The following is a 16,103-nucleotide window of genomic DNA, read 5'->3' on the forward strand; positions in this document are numbered from 1 at the left end:
GATCAGTGAGTGCTGACAGGCTCGGGTCGCTTCGCCAGCCGACGCCCGAGTCTGCGCAGATCTTCCAACAGCATGAAGTTGACCGGCACCATGATCAATGTGACGACCGTCGCAAAGATGATGCCGAAGCCCAACGAAACTGCCATCGGGATCAGGAACTGGGCCTGCACCGCCTTTTCAAACAACAATGGCATTAAGCCGATAAAAGTAGTGAGCGAAGTCAGCATCACAGGTCGGAAGCGTGCAACCCCCGCAACCAGCACCGCCTGTCGCGTTGCCTCGAAGTGTGAGTGCTCTCCTCCCGCCTGCAGCTCCTTGCGCCGCTGGTTGGTGAAGTCCACCAGTACCAGGCTGTCGTTCACCACTACGCCAATCAGAGCCATCAACCCCAGCAGGCTCATGATGGTCAGGTCCATCCCCATGATCCAGTGACCAACAATCGCTCCAATGGCGCCAAAAGGAATCACCGACATCACAATCAGCGGTTGCAGGTAGGAGCGGAACGGGATTGCCAACAGGCTGTAGATCACGAAAAACACGAATGCCAGCCCCAGTGCCAGCGAGGCAAAAGACTCCCGCTGCTCTTCGGCCTCCCCTTCAAGGCTGAACTCCGCACCGGGATATTGCAGCACCAGCTCGGTCAGAAATTCGTTTAGATCGCGATTCAGCACCGTGGTATTGGTGTTGACCTTATCCATATCGGCGACCACATTGGCGGTACGATACTGATCAACACGGTAGATGGCCGAAGGGCTTTTGCCCGGCACCAGCTGCGCCACTTCATCCAACGGTACCTGCCCTGCACCCGGGGTGTTGATCAGAATCCCCTTGAGGCCGGCAATCGCCTGACGCTCTTCCAGCGGCAAACGTACCATCACCCTTACATCGTCTCGGCCACGCTGTACCCGCTGCACCTCGATACCGAAAAAGTTCTGCCGCACCTGACGAATGATGTCACTGCGAGTCAGGCCAAGCAGGTGAGCCTGCGGTGTCAGCTCCAACTGCAACTCTTCCTTGCCGTCTGACAGGTTATCGGCGATATCAAACAGAGTGGGGTAGGTTTCAAGTCGCGCTCTCACCTGATCCGCCATGGCACGCAGATCATCCACATCTCCCGAGCGCAACTCGATGCTGACCGGGTCACTGGCTCGCCCTATTTCCGCTCTGAAAGTCAGCGTCTCGGCTCCGGGGATCGGCCCGATTCGCTCACGCCATTCGTTAATGAGTGTCGAAGCGCTCACCTCCTGCTCCCGCTCTTCAGCCGGCTGCAGCTCAAAGCGAATTCGGCCCGTTTCGGCACTGCCACCGGCACCGGTAGTGGAAAATATATTCATGATCACACTTTCACCGGTATTCGGATCCCGGTAGTCCTCCTGCAGTGCCCGAGCCGCTTCGACCATCCGCACGATATGGCGGTCGGTCACTTCAAAGGGGGTACCGCTGGGCATCGTCAGCGAAGCGCGCGCCGTATCCGCTTCAACCCGCGGGAAAAACACGAAGCGTGTCCAGCCCGACAGAATAAAGGCCAGTATCAGAATGAACACGCCGCTGAACAGCGCCAGTGTAGTCAGTCGATGTTTCAGGCTCAGCGCCAGCAACGGCTGATAATACTTGAGAATCATGCGCTCAAAACCATCGGCAAAACGCTGCTGCATCTGCGACAGCCTTCCCTGCTGTTCAACTTCGTTCTGACGCAGCTTGAGGTGCTTCAAGTGGGCCGGCAATACGAACTTGGATTCGATCAGCGAAAACAGCAGCACCGGAATAACAACGACCGGTATCTGGGCGAACAGCGCACCACGGGCACCCTCGATAAAGCCAATTGGCAAGAATGCTGCAACCGTGGTCAGCACACCGAAGGTCACCGGTACCGCTACTTCCTGTGTGCCACGAATGGATGCCTGCAGACCGGACTCGGCATTGCGCAGGTGACTGTAGATGTTCTCACCGGTGACGATGGCATCATCCACCACAATCCCCAGTACCAAAATAAAGCCGAACAGTGACAGCACGTTCAGGGTAACGCCGAACAGTGGCATAACCAGAAAGGCGCCCATAAAACTCACCGGTATACCGATAAACACCCAGAACGCGATGGAGGGGCGCAGGAACAAAGTCAGCAGCAGCAACACCAGGATGCCGCCCTGCAGTGCGTTTGTGGTCAGCGTTTTGATGCGGCTTTTGACCAGCAGTGAACCGTCGCCCCAGTAACTCAGCTCCAGCCCCTGCGGCAGGTTGGCCTGCTGCTTATGAACATAGGCCTTGACCTTGTCGGCCACTTCGATGGCACTTTGATCACCGACACGATAGACATCCAGCATTGCTGCAGGTTTGCCGTTAAACCGGGTACGCAACGCCGACTCTTCAAAGCCATCGGTCACGTTGGCGATATCCCTCAGTCGCAGCAGACTGCCATCGGTGTTGGCCTTGATGACTAACGGCTCAAACTGGTCACGATAGTACGCCTGCCCCTTGGACCGGATCAGAATATCGCCGCCATCGGTGCGGATGTTGCCGGCTGAGAGATCCAGTGAGCTGTTGCCGATCCGCTCGGCCACTTCCGACAGCGTCAGATCGTAGGCGCGCAGCTGATCCTGTGAAAGCTCGATAGCGATCTCGTAGTTGCGTACCCCGTCCAGCTCGACCTGAGTGATCCCCGACGTGCGCAACAGATCATCACGCACCCGCTCGGCATAGCCGCGCAGCTCCTGTTCACTCAGCTCTCCGGCGACGGCGACCGTAATCACGTCACGCTTGAAAGTGGCCAGTGAGATGACCGGTTGATCCGCCTCACTGGGGAAAGTGCCAATTTCATCCACGCGTGACTTCACATCCGCCAACAACTCACGGGCATCGTAGCCGCTGTCGACTTCGATCGTGATCGTCGCCCCCCCTTCCACTGAACGGCTGTTGATCTGTTTCACCCCTTCCAGATCACTGACCGCCTCCTCGACCCGGGTTGCAAGACTCAGCTCGGCATCTTCAGGAGTTGCGCCGCGCAGACTGACATTGACACTGATGGTGTCGGTCTCGAAACTGGGAAAAACCTCCAGCGGAATATTGTATTTGAGTGACATCAAACCGGTGAAGAGAATGGTGACCATCAGCAGGTTGGCGGCCACATGGTTGCGTGCGAACCAGGCGATCATGGCTGTTCTCCTGCTGCACGGCGCTGACCTTGTACTGCAGGCCCTTCGGAGGGTTGTTCCGATTCAGGCTTGGCCGCACCTCGAATTTTGACCTGAGTACCTGAAATCACCTGACCGAGCGACGTCAGCACCAGTTCGTCACCGGGCTCAAGCCCCTCGCCAATCAAGGCCTCGGTCTCATTCTGCCAGTCAATGCGGATCGGCTGACGCTGCAGTACACCGTTCTCAACACGGTAGACATAACTGCCCTGATAGATGGCACGGTTGGGAATCACGATTGCATCCGGAATTTCCCGTCCCTCGATGCGCGCAGTGACGTACTGACCCACTTTCAGCGGAACCCGATCAACTGCCTTCTCACCATAGGGGTCGTCCAGCTGCGCCAGCACATGTAACTGACGGCTGCTGGCATCGATAGCGCCTTCAGTCTGCACAATACGGCCGCTCCAAACTTCACGCTGGACCAGATCAGAGATCAGCTCCACCCGCGGTTGGGTGCCACCTGCCTGTTCAAAGCGATACTCCTCAGGCAGATCCACAAAACCAAGGTCGCGGCTCTGTAACGGCAGGCGCACTTCGAGATAGTCCACTGCGTATATTTCGGCAAGCGTGGTATTGCTGGACACCACCTGTCCCAGGTCAACGCTCTTTTCCAATACGCGCCCGGCATAGGGTGCACGAATGCGGGTCCGCTCCAGGTTAAGCCGTGCCTTGGCCAGTGTCGCTTCGGCCGATGCCAGACCGGCACGGGCACTGGCCAGCTGAGGCTTGCGCAACACCAGTGCCGGTGCCTGTCCGGAGTTCCCCAGACGCTCCCAGTCTGCAGCGGCCTGGTCGGCCCGCGCCTGCTCTTCGGCCAGTTGCTGTCGGGCGCTGATCACACTGGCTTCAGCCTGTGCCACTTCGGCCGCATAGTCACGGCTATCCAGCCGGATCAGCTCATCACCCTTCTCGAAAAAGCCTCCAGCACGGAAATCAGCGGCCAGCCAGACAACCTCACCGTTAACCTGCGGCTGCAGAGTGCTTTGGGTACGCGGTCGAATGCGACCGTAGCTCTCGATCATCACCCGGTAGGGGGCAGCAGCAATGGTTTGAGTATCCACATTAATTCTGGCCGGTTGCGGCGGCTTACCACGGTGCACTTCGGGTGGGTTGCTGTATATAAACCAACCGAGTGTGGCCATTACCAGAATGACGATCAGGGGAAGAATACGTTTGATCATTGTCCGGCAGGCTCCTGCTCAGGCTCTGTTGTTGGAAGGTCGGTTTGAAAAGTGCCGCCCAGCGCACGATACAGCTCGATCCGGTTCTGCAGCAGCTGGCGGCGCAGCCCCAATACACTGGTCTGGGCATCAAAGGAACGTCTCTGAGCTTCCAGAACGGTAGTGTAGCTGGTCAAACCCTTCTGATACTGCTCAAAGGCCAGGTTTTCGGCATGCACGGCATTGCGCTGAGCCTCCAGATACTGAGCATGGCGTTCGAGCAAACTCTGTCGAAGCGACAATGCATTTTCCACCTCGGCCAATGCGGCATACACTGCTTCCAGCCAGCGTTGTTCCAGCTCCTGCCGACGCGCCAGCGCCTGATCCTGCAACGATGCCTTGCGACCGGCATCGAACAGTGTTTGCGTCAGCCTCGCACCTATGCTCCAGCTCAGGTTGCCCAGTGACAACAGATCACTGAGGGCATCACTGCTGCCCCCAAGGCCCGTACTGGTCAGACCAAGGCTGGGAAAGCGATCACGGTGGGCAGCGGCCAGAGCCGCATCGGCTGATAATAGTTCCAGCCACTGCTGCTGCAGATCGGGGCGACGGGTCAACACATCGGCCGGCAAACCTGCCGGTATGTCAGTCTCCAGCCAGGGCAACGCGGCTTCTGCGATCAACCGAGCGGACGGATAGCGCCCGAGCAGCAACTCCAGCTCACGACGAATTTCAGCCAATTGCTGAGTTTGCTGTTCAACACGGGCGTTTTCGGCATGCAGGTTGTTACGCGCCAGATACAGGTCCAACGCCTCATTCAGCCCCTGGCGATAGCCGGATGCAATCACCTCGACATTCTGTGCCAGATTGTCACGACGCTGACGGTACAGGTCGAGCAGCAGCTGGGCTTCCTGCAGAGCAAACCACTGAGTGCCAAGTTTGACCACCAGCGATTGTTCCTGTTGTCGCAACCCGGCTTCAGCCGCAGCCAGATCAAGTCGGGCCTGACGCTGACGCGCACTGAGTCGGCCCCACAGATCCAGATCCAGGCTGATACTGAAATCGAGGGAGTCTACCCGATCACTGTCTTCCCTGCGGGTACTGCCCAGATTAAGTGCCAGCGAAGGCAACCGATCTGCACGGCTTATATCCACAGCTTCACGGCTGCGACTCACATTGTACCGAGCGGCCTGCAGTCCGGGATTGGCCGCCAGGGCTTCCGTCGCCAGTTCCTGCAAACGTGGATCATTCAGTTGCACCAGCCAGCCACGCAGCTCTTCCGAAACCGGTTCCGTGTCGCTCCCTTCAGCGCTGGTCCAGTTGTCGGGCAGTTCGGGTTGCGGCGACATCAATTTTGGCGGGCTGCTGCAGGCGCTCAGCACCAGCAGCATGGGTAAAAGGAGTAGGATTCGCACATCGGTTCCCTGTTTCGTACGGATACAAACCGGCAGCGCGCATCATAGAGTGCGCCAGCCAGTCCCGTGAGAGCCTTATATTAGAGGATTGTTCCTTTAGCGGCAGCGGCTTTTACAGATCTTTACATGCTCAGCCGCCGGAGCGGAGCAGTTCGTAGGCACGGCGAACTTCAATGAACGCCTCACTGTCTCCCCCTTTGTCAGGGTGAAGCTGAGCGGCCAGTTGGCGGTAACGACTGCGAATTTTTTCCTGGCTGGCACCGGCGTCAAGCTCTAGTGTTTCCAGAGCCTTGTGCCGCGCACCGGGATGATCGAGTTGCTCCATGAAGCCGGCCAGCAGGCGCTGTACATCTCGTGCACTGGTGTGTTGCAGCTGCGTCCAGTCAAGATAGTAGTCACGCAGAGGATCGGCCGCTCCGGGGACGGATGCCTGCTCGGTGATACTGTCTACCGGTTCAGCATGGCAGCGTACACTAAGCGGAGAAATTTCAAGTCTCAGTTGTTCTTCGTACCAGAGGCGGGTCTGCAAAGTATAAAGACCGTGCATGATCATGAAGTGTTTCTGAAACAGGCGTAGCTGATAGTCATCGGCCAGTTCGGCAAAGGCAGGATGCGCTTCCAGCCCTTTCATCAGCCTGAACTCGCTGATCCCGTCCGGATGGGCCCTCAGCAGGGCCAGCAGTTCAGGGATCAGGGGGTTTGAAGCTATGTCAGGGCTCATTTCGACTCCGTTCAGCGCTGTATTTGTTCAGTGGCGGTCTGGCACAATGCACCTATTATTCGATTCAACTCCCCAGCTCAAACAAAAGGCAGACTCACCATGCTGTTGCGACTTTTTATCCTGCTGTTACTGGCGCCTGTTGTCCATGCTCAGGAGTGGAAAAAAATTCTTGATCTGGCACCTGAAGGCAGTCAGATGGCACTTGTGGTGGCACCCTTGAGTACAACGGGTGCCCTGGAGATCGATTACCGCGGCGACACTCTGCTGCCTCCGGCCAGCACGTTGAAACTGTTTACCGCCACAGCCGCCGAGCTGACACTGGGGCCGGACTACCGCTTTCCCACTCGCCTTTGGCAACGCGGCCAACAGCAGGGTGGTCGCTGGCAGGGTGACCTGCTGTTTGAATTCACCGGCGCACCGGACCTGAGCGTGGCCCAGCTGGGTGAATTACTGACACAACTGCGCCAACAAGGCGTACGCGAAATAGAGGGAGACATTCTGCTCGATACCAGCCGTTTCAGCGGTTACGACCGTGCCCACGGCTGGCCCTGGAATAATCTGGGCGTGTGTTACAGCGCACCCGTGACGGCATTGACCCTCGAAGGCAACTGTATTCAGGCAAGCCTGAATAGCCGCGGCAGCGGTAAGCCCGCACGCTTCTTTGTGCCGGCCCATCAGCCGATCGAAGTCACGTCCAGCGTAATGGTGCTGCCAGAAGAACAGATCGAACAACAGCTGTGCGAACTGGAAGCTCACTTGGGTCCTGGCAACCGTTACCATCTCAGCGGCTGCATCAGTGATCAGCGTGATGTACTGCCGCTCAAGTTTGCCATCAACGACCCTGTTGCCCACGGCAAGGCACGTATTCGTCAGGAACTCAGCCGACAGGGTATCGTACTAAGAGGCGATATTGTGCCGGGGGCTCTGGGTTCGGGTTGGCAGCTGCTGGCGCAGGTACAGTCAGCGCCGTTGGCTGAACTGTTGCAACAGACCCTGCAGCGTTCCGACAACCTGATTGCAGACTTGTTGCTTAAAACCCTGCCGATCCACTCCGGTGAAGCCGGCAGCTTTGCAAGCGGCGTCCGCGCCATGAAAACGATTATCCAGCAGCATACCGGTGTTGACCTGCATCTGGCGGCCCTCAGTGACGGCTCAGGCCTGTCACGGGACAATTTGATTCAGGCCCGCCAGCTGGCCAACCTGCTGCGCTGGCTGGCTGCCCACTCCGAACTTCACAGCTACCAGTCACTGCCGGTCTCGGGTGCCAGCGGCACCCTGAAATACCGTGCCAGCACACGACAACCCCCGCTACAGGGAGCGATCAAGGCGAAAACGGGCACCGTCAACGGAAGCCGCAATCTGGCCGGATACATCGATACGGCCTCAGGTGAACGCTATGTATTTGTACTGCTGCTGAGCAGTATCAGCCTGCCGGAAAAATTCCACGGCCCCAGCCCGATCACGGCATTTGAACGTGAGCTGCTGGAATGGATTTACCACAACGGCTGAAAAAACAAACCCGCCAAGTTCGGCGGGTTTGTTTTTATGTCCCGTTGGCGGCCAGAAAGATTATTTCTGTTTTTTGCCGTCTTCATTCATCAGCTTGCGAACCTTGATGAAGGCCCACACCATCACTGCAGCCATACCCACAATACCCAGCAGGCTCGGCGCCAATACCTCGAAGCTGTACAGATCAATCCCGAACATCACAATCACCTTTACGTTCGTTACCCTAGTTGGGAACAGATTACCTCTTAAGCCTGGAGCACATATTGACTCAGCTCAACGAGTCCTCCTCTCGACTTTTCAGCATAGCTCATCAGTACAATCCAACTTGAAAAACGCTCACATCTGGCGCATATCTAAATCAGAACATTCAAAAAGGAGATTACCATGTACTCACACAAGAACTGGACGCCAGAACAGATCAGCAAGATGAACGAAGAGAAGTTCCTGGTCGAGATGCTGGACATGTTCCGTTTTTCACCCTCCAACGATGACAACAGCGCTGTTGAGCAGATGCGTAAGCAGCTCGATGCAGTTGAGCAAATCCTGCAGACCAGGCTCGAGACCAAGCGCTCAAGCTGATCCGCTCACCGGGCAGCCGTTCAGGCTGCCTGCTTTTCCTGTCTCCCCCACTTCATCTTGCCCCCTCCCACTGCCAGCACCTGAGTTGACTCACAATCTGCTTTTACACTCTCCCAGGCAGCCATCAATCATGTCCAGCGATGATAAATCAAAAAACACTTAATGATTTATCATAAATTCCACTACGAATACTCAAAACAATCCTAAATAACAAAAAGATCTAAGTAGAAAATACTGAATTTTCCTTTATAAACAATAGGTTATAAAACTGCATATCCAGCCGCGATAAATCCAGAATAAAATCTTAAAAATCCTTTATTTTCAATTACTTATATAGGAATAAACAGGCCAGTTTTTTTGCCATTCATCATCATTGCATTTATAATTATCATTAATTGATAAATGATCAATCAAAAAAGGATTAAGAGGATGCAAGAGAAGGAAATTAAATTGCTTTTCAAGGCGGGGGTATTTGATTCCTGCCAGGCGATTCCAGTCTCGATGTCACGCGGTTGGACCCTGAAATTCATCACGCGTGATCAGGAGGTGGTGACACTCAACCTGCAGCGCTCAAAAGGGGAACGGGAGTTCAAAAGCCTGGATGGTGCAGCAGCGGTTGCCCGTCGAATCGGGTTCGACTGGCTCAACGTACAGATTGGCGACTTGCAGTGGCGTGAAAAGGTATCTTGAGGAGGAGTCGGCAGGTCAACAACCAGCCAACTCCCGTGTAGCGGTTTGATCAGGGCTGCAGACGTTCTATCTGCCAGCCGGTGTCATTGTACTGGTAGCGGAAGCGATCATGCAGGCGGTTCTCCCGTCCCTGCCAAAATTCGTACAGCTCGGGTATCAGCCGATAACCACCCCAGGTTAACGGACAGGGAATGACGGCTCCCTCAAAGGTTTGATCCAGTTCGGCTACGCGCTGTTCCAGCGTGATACGATGATCAATCGGGAAGCTTTGATGCGAAGCTGCCGCACTCAGCTGACTGCCGCGCGGCCGTTCGTGAAAGTAGGTCTCGCCCATTGCGTGATCAAGCTGCTCGACACGTCCACGGATCCGCACCTGACGCTCAAGTCCGCGCCAGTAAAACAGCAACTCGGCTTTCGGGTTCTGCTGCAACTGCTCCCCCTTCTCGGAGCGAAAATCAGTGAACCAACAGAAACCATCCGCATCGAAACGCTTGAGCAGCACAATACGTGCGGCTGGCCAGCCATCCGCACCGGCCGTGGCAAGAGTCATTGAGGTTGCATCGTCGGGATAGGCCTCCAGCGCCTGCTGCATCCAGTAACCAAACTGCTCCAGCGGGTCAGCCGCCAGCTCGGCACGACTCAGTCCCGCCGCCACATATTCGCGGCGCAGGGCACTGATTTCGGGGGTATCACTCATAGATTTCTCCAGTCGAATGGGCTCAAGCGGTTACTATAACCGAAACAATCAGGGTTATACTGCCCGGGATCACGCGGGGTGCAGTTCAGATCAAGGAGATTGAAATCGATGCATGGACCAAAACAGACAAGACGGATACTTGGGTTATTTCTGACAGGCTTGCTGCTTGGCGGCTGTGCAGCCAGTGGCAATGAGCGTCCGTTCCAGTTTAAAAACCTGGGCAAGTCCGAGATCGATATGGTCGCCGATCTGCATGTTGAAACAGTTACTCATCTGGCGCGAGAACTGGCTATCAAGCTGTACAAGCGCAACCCGCGGGAGCTGGCGAAAGTACCCGGTATGACCATCGAAAGACGCCTGGAATTGCTGCTGAACTCCCCTCGACTGATCACCCACCCAGAACTGAACAACCTGTATGCAGAGAAAGCCGTGCCACTGGCGTTTGATCCCGCGTTTCAGGGCGACCGGGTATTTGCACTGATGGTCGGCATTACCGGGATGCTGCACGCTTCGTACAGTTATCGTGACGAGTTTTACATGCTCAACGAGATGGATCAGCAAAAACTGTACAACTGCGCCCGTAATCTGGAAGCCGTGGCCTGGCGACTCAATACCTACCGGCAGGAAAACGGTGAGCCTTTCCTGTACGCCAACAGCCCAACCAATCTAAGCTACGAGCGCATTATGTCCAAGTTGATCGCCCATCAGGACATGATGGCAAAAATTGTCTCTGACTCATCCAACCGGGCGATCAATACCGTGGTGCATGGCATCGCATCAACCACCTTGCTGCCGATCTAGCTGCCACACAACGGCTTAAGTACGCGAATATCCGCGATTTTGTGGTTTTCGTTCAGGAACAGGGTGACATCAGCCTGATCAGGCATTTCGTCCAGCATGGCCCGGGTCAGGCGTTCATAGTGCTGAATGAAACGTTTGATCTCGTTACCATCCATGATTCGCAGATGGTCAGTCGGCTGCTGAGTGTCATAGATGTACTGGATCCGCTCGGCCAGTTTTTTCTCCTGCAGCGAACGCCACTCATACACCGCATCCATACTCGGTACGCAGAGCATCAGCAATACATCCAAACGTGAAAACAGCTCTCGATAGGGCCCTTTCAGCTGTTCATTGACATGACGCCGCCAAATTCCATGCGGGTCTTCGTTGCGCTCAAGAATATTCACCGGCTCAACCAGCGTTTCCTCCTGCTGCGGCTGCGCGCCGACGCACCAGCCCTCCAGCACGATCAGATCCGCGCCGCCGATCCATTCCTGCCACACCGAGTCGGGGCAGCGATCATCGATCGACTTGTCGAACACCGGAATTTTGGTCACCCGTTCGGGATCATCGGCGCACAGGCTGTCGATAATCTCCATGCCCAGCTCTACATCATGTGTGCCGGGTACGCCCCGGGTGACAAACAGGGGATGAATGCTGCGCGCCAGAGCCTCGCGGTCGGCACGGGTCTTGTAGATATCATCGATGGAGAAACCCACCACTCGCAGATCAAACCCTTCACCCAGAATCACTTCCAACAGATTGAACAGGGTCGACTTGCCGGCACCCTGCGCACCGTTGATGCCCAGCACCAGTGGCCCTTCCTGCTGTCGCTTGCGCGCCAGAATCCAGGCTGCCAGCGGCACATAGATTTCCTCGAACATCTCCTTCAGGCCAATATCCACCTTCAATGATTCCAGGGTGGCAGCGAACGCCTGCTCCACCGCCTGCACGGCATGACGACGTTCTTCAACACTGAGGCAGAGCTGGTCGCGCGGCCAGCGAGTAAGCAAACTCATGGGTGATCACTCTTGAAGCAGGGAACAGATGAAAGGAACAAGAGTCTACCTCATATTCTCCAAACACCGATACTTTGCACTCCGGGGTGATCCTGCACCCATCAAACGGTATTTGACGCTATGCGCATCCGCCCCGGATTGTGTATAAACTGATTGTACAACACCCGGTTCGGGACCATTTAAAAACGCACAGGGAGCCAAGCATGAATCCGGAATTTCGCACCGAGCATGACAGCATGGGTGAGGTACAGGTACCCCGTGATGCCCTGTACGCCGCACAGACCCAACGGGCTGTGGATAACTTTCAAATCAGTGATCTGTGCCTGCCGGCTTCGTTCATCACAACGCTGGCCCAGATCAAGGCAGCCTGCGCACGTGCCAATGCGGAGCTGGGCCTGCTGGAAAAAGAGCAGGCAGATGCCATTGTGGACGCAGCCGACCAGCTGATCGCTGGTGAACATCTCGACCAATTCCCGGTGGACGTATTCCAGACCGGCTCCGGCACCAGCAGCAACATGAACATGAACGAAGTGCTCAGTGCGCTCATCAAGCAGCGCACTGGCCTTGAGCTGCACCCGAATGATCACATCAACATGAGCCAAAGCTCGAACGATGTGATCCCCACCTGCATCCATGTCAGCGCACTGCTGCAGCTGGAAAACAGCCTGATCCCGGCACTGCGCCATCTGGTCGGCATTCTGACGCGCAAGCGCTCTGAGCTGTCCCAGATCGTCAAGACCGGTCGTACCCATCTGATGGATGCCATGCCGATCCGCATGGATCAGGAGGTATCAGGCTGGCTGACACAGATACAGGACTGCATCGCACGACTGGAAAGCGTGCGCCCGCGACTGTTGCAGGTGGCTCAAGGCGGAACGGCGGTGGGTACCGGGGTCAACGCCCCGCGCGCCTTCTCACGCCTGTTCTGCCGTCAGCTCAGTATTCGTACCGGCTTGACCCTGCAGCCTGCACAGAACCATTTTACGGCTCAGGCCTGTCAGGATACGGCTGTTGAGTTGTCCGGCCAGCTCAAGACCTGCGCCACGGCATTGATGAAAATTGCCAATGATCTGCGCTGGATGAACTCAGGCCCACTGGCGGGTCTTGGCGAAATCGCCCTGCCTGCCCTGCAGCCTGGCTCCTCCATCATGCCCGGCAAGGTCAACCCGGTGATCTCCGAGGCAGTCATGATGGCGGCTGCGCAGGTGTGCGGCAACGATGTCAGCATCAGCATCTGTGGCCAGCACGGCAACTTTCAGCTCAATACCATGCTGCCGCTGATTGCCTACAACCTGTTGCAGAGCGAGATGCTGGTCGCCAACGCTGCCGTCACACTGGCCGACAAGGCGATCGAAGGCTTTACGGTCAACAGCAACAATATCGAGGCGGCCCTGTCGCGCAACCCGGTTCTGGTCACGGCACTCAACCCGGTTCTGGGCTATGAGCAGGCGGCCACCCTTGCCAAACAGGCCTATACCGAAGGTCGACCCATCGTCGACGTGGTCGTGGAACAGACCGACCTTGAGCGCGAAGAGGTGGAAGGTCTGCTCGATCCGCTGCGCTTAACTGGCATCGAATAGGCCGCTTCCGCTATACTTTTGCGCCTGAAATCTGGCCTAAAACCCTGCACTTTGCAGGGTATGACAGGAAACTTGCATGAACCGCGATCTCGACCGACTGCAGCCCTACCCGTTTGAGAAACTGGCCGTCCTCAAGGCCGGTGTTCAGCCCCCCAAAAGCCTTGAGCACATCTCGCTCGGCATTGGAGAGCCCAAACATCCGGCTCCGCCCTTCGTAACCGATGTACTGGCGGAAAACCTCGGCGGTGTTTCCACCTACCCGACCACCAAGGGGATGCCGGAACTGCGTCAGGCGATGGCGAGCTGGTGCGAACGCCGCTTCGGTCTGCAGACCGACAGCATGGACCCTGAGCGCAACATTCTGCCGGTCAACGGTACCCGTGAAGCGATCTTTGCTTTCACTCAGGCGGCGGTCGAGCGCAAGCCCGATGCTCTGGTCATGTCCCCTAACCCCTTCTATCAGATCTATGAAGGGGCCACCTATCTGTCCGGGGCCGAACCTTACTACCTCAACTGCCTGGCCGAAAACGGCTTTATCCCCGATTATGATGCTGTTCCAGCGGATATCTGGCAGCGAACCCAGCTGCTGTTTGTCTGCTCACCGGGTAACCCAACCGGGGCCGTGCACAGTGTCGAGACCCTGAAAAAGCTGATCGCCCTGGCCGATGAACATGACTTCATCATCTGCTCGGATGAGTGCTATTCCGAGCTGTACCCGGACGAGGACAACAAGCCGGCCGGATTACTGCAGGCCTGTGCCGAGCTGGGCCGGAACGACTATGCCCGCTGCATCGTGTTCCACAGCCTCTCCAAGCGCTCCAACCTGCCCGGCATGCGCTCCGGTTTTATCGCCGGTGATGCCAGCCTGCTGGAACCCTTCCTGCTCTATCGCACCTATCACGGCTGCTCCATGCCGGTTCAACACCAGTTGGCCTCCATCGCCGCCTGGAATGACGAAGGCCACGTATATGAAAACCGCTGCCAGTATCGACACAAGTTCGACGCGGTATTGCGTGTACTGCAGCCGGTGATGGATGTGAAACAGTCCGATGCCAGCTTCTATCTTTGGGCCCCCACACCAATGGCCGATGATGAATTTGCCAAGGGTCTGTTCGCACAGCAGAATCTGACCGTGCTGCCGGGCCGCTACCTGTCCCGCGAAGTGGACGGCGTGCTGCCGGGGGCCGGCTTTGTGCGCATGGCACTGGTGGCAACGGTGTCCGAGTGTGTTGAAGCGGCCGAACGCATTCGCCACTATATTGAATCCCTGTAAGGAGTTGCCCGTGACCACCCTGTACGGCATCAGCAACTGCGACACCGTGCGCAAGGCACGCAAATGGCTGGAAGCCCGTGGTGTTACGTTTGAATTTCACGACTTCCGCAAACAAGGCCTTGAAGCCGACAAGGTTGCCCATTGGTGCAACAGAGTCGGACTGGACAAAGTGCTGAACAAGCGCGGCACCACCTGGCGTCAGCTGCCGGATGAGGTCAAGGCCACTACCGATGAGCAAGCCCTGCAGGCCTTGATGGTCGAACAGCCGACTCTGATCAAGCGTCCGGTGCTGGAACTGGACGACGGTCGGGTTGAAGTCGGCTTTAAAGACACCGATTACGCGGCCCTGTTCGACTGAACAGCGCCTCTCTTTTTGATGAATTGAACAACGGAGTTAACAATGGCGAATTTCGCATTTGGTTTGGGTGTAGGTACAAAATCGTCTGCCGGCGACTGGCTGGAGGTGTACTACAACGCACCGCTGCTGAACGCGGATGACACGCTGATTGCCGCCGTGGCCGACAAGGTGGGTTACGCCGGTGGCAACCAGACCATCGAACTGAACGCCTCCCAGCTGAAGGCACTGGAAGCGGCCTTCCTGTCCGTGGACGCCGAAGCTCAGGCTGAAGTGGTTGAAATTTTGGAAGGCACTCAGCAGCCGCTGGTGCTCTGCATCCTAGAAACCGACGCTGCGCCACAAACTACCGCCGAGGTGTACCTGAAGCTGTCGCTGTTGTCGCACCGTCTGGTCAAACCGCACGGCATCGACCTGAGCGGCATGTTCCCGCTGCTGCCTAACGTAGCCTGGACCAATGAAGGCGCCGTTGCACTGGACGACCTGCCGCGCCGTCAGCTCTCGGCTCGTGCTCAGGGCAAGGTGCTGGACGTGTTCTCCGTCGACAAGTTCCCGAAAATGGCCAACTACGCGGTACCGGCCAGTATTCGTATCGGTGACGCTGCCCGTATCCGTCTGGGCGCCCACGTGGGCGAAGGCACCACCGTGATGCATGAAGGTTTCATCAACTTCAACGCCGGCACCCTGGGCGTGAGCATGGTTGAAGGCCGTATCTCCGCTGGTGTTGTCGTGGGCAACGGCTCCGATATCGGTGGCGGCGCGTCCACCATGGGCACGCTGTCCGGTGGCAACAACGTGGTGATCTCTGTGGGTGAGAACTGCCTGCTGGGCGCCAACGCCGGTCTCGGCCTGCCGCTGGGTGATCGTTGCACCATTGAAGCGGGCCTGTACGTTACCGGTGGTTCCAAGGTCACCCTTCTGGACGAGCACAACCAGGAAGTGGGCGTAGTCAAGGCTGGCGAACTGGCCGGCACCCCGGACCTGCTGTTCCGCCGCAACTCGCAGAATGGTCGCATCGAGGTGAAAACCAACAAGAGCGCCATCGAGCTGAACGCCGAGCTGCACAAGCACAACTGAGCGTAACAGCGCTGACCGACCCCGTTCACCCGATGGTGTACGGGGTTTTATTGTTTT

General features: G+C 56.8%; 15 protein-coding genes. 8 read left to right on the plus strand and 7 right to left on the minus strand.

Annotation, left to right across the window (positions count from 1 at the left end; all coding sequences use genetic code 11):
• Positions 1-2 precede the first annotated feature (2 nt).
• The 4 genes from ABIE61_RS08355 to ABIE61_RS08370 all read right to left on the minus strand — a co-directional run bounded on the left by ABIE61_RS08355 (position 3) and on the right by ABIE61_RS08370 (position 6,487).
• Positions 3-3,149, minus strand: a complete 3,147-nt coding sequence (locus ABIE61_RS08355) for an efflux RND transporter permease subunit (protein WP_354408488.1) — start codon at positions 3,147-3,149, stop codon at positions 3-5.
• Complete coding sequence (locus tag ABIE61_RS08360; RefSeq protein ID WP_354408491.1) at positions 3,146-4,372, minus strand: efflux RND transporter periplasmic adaptor subunit; 1,227 nt, start codon at positions 4,370-4,372, stop codon at positions 3,146-3,148. Before ABIE61_RS08360 ends, ABIE61_RS08355 begins: the two co-directional genes overlap by 4 nt.
• Positions 4,369-5,766 carry an efflux transporter outer membrane subunit gene (locus tag ABIE61_RS08365; protein WP_354408494.1) on the minus strand — a complete coding sequence of 466 codons (1,398 nt, stop codon included), beginning with the start codon at positions 5,764-5,766 and terminating at the stop codon, positions 4,369-4,371. The genes ABIE61_RS08360 and ABIE61_RS08365 overlap by 4 nt, the downstream gene beginning before the upstream one ends.
• Positions 5,767-5,896: 130 nt before the next feature.
• Positions 5,897-6,487, minus strand: coding sequence for a DNA-J related domain-containing protein (locus ABIE61_RS08370; protein ID WP_091827316.1), 591 nt, complete (start codon positions 6,485-6,487; stop codon positions 5,897-5,899).
• A 99-nt stretch (positions 6,488-6,586) separates the two neighbouring features.
• On the opposite strand from ABIE61_RS08370, the gene dacB reads away from it, so the two are divergent.
• The gene (dacB, locus tag ABIE61_RS08375) at positions 6,587-7,996 is read left to right on the plus strand and encodes a D-alanyl-D-alanine carboxypeptidase/D-alanyl-D-alanine endopeptidase (RefSeq protein WP_354408497.1); all 1,410 of its coding nucleotides are present in this window, start codon (positions 6,587-6,589) and stop codon (positions 7,994-7,996) included.
• A 60-nt stretch (positions 7,997-8,056) separates the two neighbouring features.
• Here the strand turns inward: dacB and ABIE61_RS08380 are convergent, their stop codons facing one another.
• Positions 8,057-8,194 carry a hypothetical protein gene (locus ABIE61_RS08380; RefSeq protein ID WP_175527677.1) on the minus strand — a complete coding sequence of 46 codons (138 nt, stop codon included), beginning with the start codon at positions 8,192-8,194 and terminating at the stop codon, positions 8,057-8,059.
• A gap of 186 nt (positions 8,195-8,380) precedes the next feature.
• On the opposite strand from ABIE61_RS08380, the gene ABIE61_RS08385 reads away from it, so the two are divergent.
• Positions 8,381-8,575, plus strand: a complete 195-nt coding sequence (locus ABIE61_RS08385; protein WP_354408500.1) for a hypothetical protein — start codon at positions 8,381-8,383, stop codon at positions 8,573-8,575.
• A 429-nt stretch (positions 8,576-9,004) separates the two neighbouring features.
• A complete protein-coding gene (locus tag ABIE61_RS08390) occupies positions 9,005-9,265 on the plus strand; it encodes a hypothetical protein (protein ID WP_091827313.1) in 261 nt (86 codons plus the stop codon).
• 49 nt (positions 9,266-9,314) lie between these two features.
• On the opposite strand, the gene pdxH is transcribed toward ABIE61_RS08390, so the two are convergent.
• Positions 9,315-9,962 (minus strand): pyridoxamine 5'-phosphate oxidase, encoded by a 648-nt coding sequence (gene pdxH / locus ABIE61_RS08395; protein ID WP_354408502.1) that lies wholly within the window; start codon positions 9,960-9,962, stop codon positions 9,315-9,317.
• Between the two features lie 108 nt (positions 9,963-10,070).
• Here pdxH and ABIE61_RS08400 point away from each other — a divergent pair, with 108 nt between their 5' ends.
• Entirely contained in the window at positions 10,071-10,763 is a 693-nt protein-coding gene (locus tag ABIE61_RS08400; protein WP_354408505.1) for a hypothetical protein, read from the plus strand.
• On the opposite strand, the gene ABIE61_RS08405 is transcribed toward ABIE61_RS08400, so the two are convergent.
• Positions 10,760-11,761, minus strand: coding sequence for a hypothetical protein (locus tag ABIE61_RS08405; RefSeq protein ID WP_206835916.1), 1,002 nt, complete (start codon positions 11,759-11,761; stop codon positions 10,760-10,762). The genes ABIE61_RS08400 and ABIE61_RS08405 overlap by 4 nt on opposite strands.
• Positions 11,762-11,964: 203 nt before the next feature.
• Here ABIE61_RS08405 and ABIE61_RS08410 point away from each other — a divergent pair, with 203 nt between their 5' ends.
• From ABIE61_RS08410 to dapD, 4 genes are all read left to right on the plus strand, one after another.
• Positions 11,965-13,341 carry a class II fumarate hydratase gene (locus ABIE61_RS08410; protein WP_091827309.1) on the plus strand — a complete coding sequence of 459 codons (1,377 nt, stop codon included), beginning with the start codon at positions 11,965-11,967 and terminating at the stop codon, positions 13,339-13,341.
• 76 nt (positions 13,342-13,417) lie between these two features.
• Positions 13,418-14,614: a succinyldiaminopimelate transaminase gene (dapC, locus tag ABIE61_RS08415; protein ID WP_354408508.1), complete on the plus strand. Its 1,197-nt coding sequence runs from the start codon at positions 13,418-13,420 to the stop codon at positions 14,612-14,614.
• A gap of 10 nt (positions 14,615-14,624) precedes the next feature.
• Positions 14,625-14,972 (plus strand): ArsC family reductase, encoded by a 348-nt coding sequence (locus ABIE61_RS08420; RefSeq protein WP_354408510.1) that lies wholly within the window; start codon positions 14,625-14,627, stop codon positions 14,970-14,972.
• A 42-nt stretch (positions 14,973-15,014) separates the two neighbouring features.
• Positions 15,015-16,046, plus strand: a complete 1,032-nt coding sequence (dapD, locus tag ABIE61_RS08425; protein ID WP_354408513.1) for a 2,3,4,5-tetrahydropyridine-2,6-dicarboxylate N-succinyltransferase — start codon at positions 15,015-15,017, stop codon at positions 16,044-16,046.
• Positions 16,047-16,103 lie beyond the last annotated feature (57 nt).

Source organism: Marinobacterium sp. MBR-111 (assembly GCF_040547585.1).
Taxonomy (GTDB): domain Bacteria; phylum Pseudomonadota; class Gammaproteobacteria; order Pseudomonadales; family Balneatricaceae; genus Marinobacterium; species Marinobacterium iners.

Coding starts and splice junctions, on each gene's coding strand:
- dapD (WP_354408513.1), top strand. CDS start 15,015: ATGGCGAATTTCGCATTTGGTTTGGGTGTAGGTACAAAATCGTCTGCC.
- ABIE61_RS08380 (WP_175527677.1), bottom strand. CDS start 8,194: ATGTTCGGGATTGATCTGTACAGCTTCGAGGTATTGGCGCCGAGCCTG.
- ABIE61_RS08370 (WP_091827316.1), bottom strand. CDS start 6,487: ATGAGCCCTGACATAGCTTCAAACCCCCTGATCCCTGAACTGCTGGCC.
- ABIE61_RS08385 (WP_354408500.1), top strand. CDS start 8,381: ATGTACTCACACAAGAACTGGACGCCAGAACAGATCAGCAAGATGAAC.
- ABIE61_RS08360 (WP_354408491.1), bottom strand. CDS start 4,372: ATGATCAAACGTATTCTTCCCCTGATCGTCATTCTGGTAATGGCCACA.
- dapC (WP_354408508.1), top strand. CDS start 13,418: ATGAACCGCGATCTCGACCGACTGCAGCCCTACCCGTTTGAGAAACTG.
- pdxH (WP_354408502.1), bottom strand. CDS start 9,962: ATGAGTGATACCCCCGAAATCAGTGCCCTGCGCCGCGAATATGTGGCG.
- ABIE61_RS08410 (WP_091827309.1), top strand. CDS start 11,965: ATGAATCCGGAATTTCGCACCGAGCATGACAGCATGGGTGAGGTACAG.
- ABIE61_RS08355 (WP_354408488.1), bottom strand. CDS start 3,149: ATGATCGCCTGGTTCGCACGCAACCATGTGGCCGCCAACCTGCTGATG.
- ABIE61_RS08405 (WP_206835916.1), bottom strand. CDS start 11,761: ATGAGTTTGCTTACTCGCTGGCCGCGCGACCAGCTCTGCCTCAGTGTT.
- ABIE61_RS08400 (WP_354408505.1), top strand. CDS start 10,071: ATGCATGGACCAAAACAGACAAGACGGATACTTGGGTTATTTCTGACA.
- dacB (WP_354408497.1), top strand. CDS start 6,587: ATGCTGTTGCGACTTTTTATCCTGCTGTTACTGGCGCCTGTTGTCCAT.
- ABIE61_RS08390 (WP_091827313.1), top strand. CDS start 9,005: ATGCAAGAGAAGGAAATTAAATTGCTTTTCAAGGCGGGGGTATTTGAT.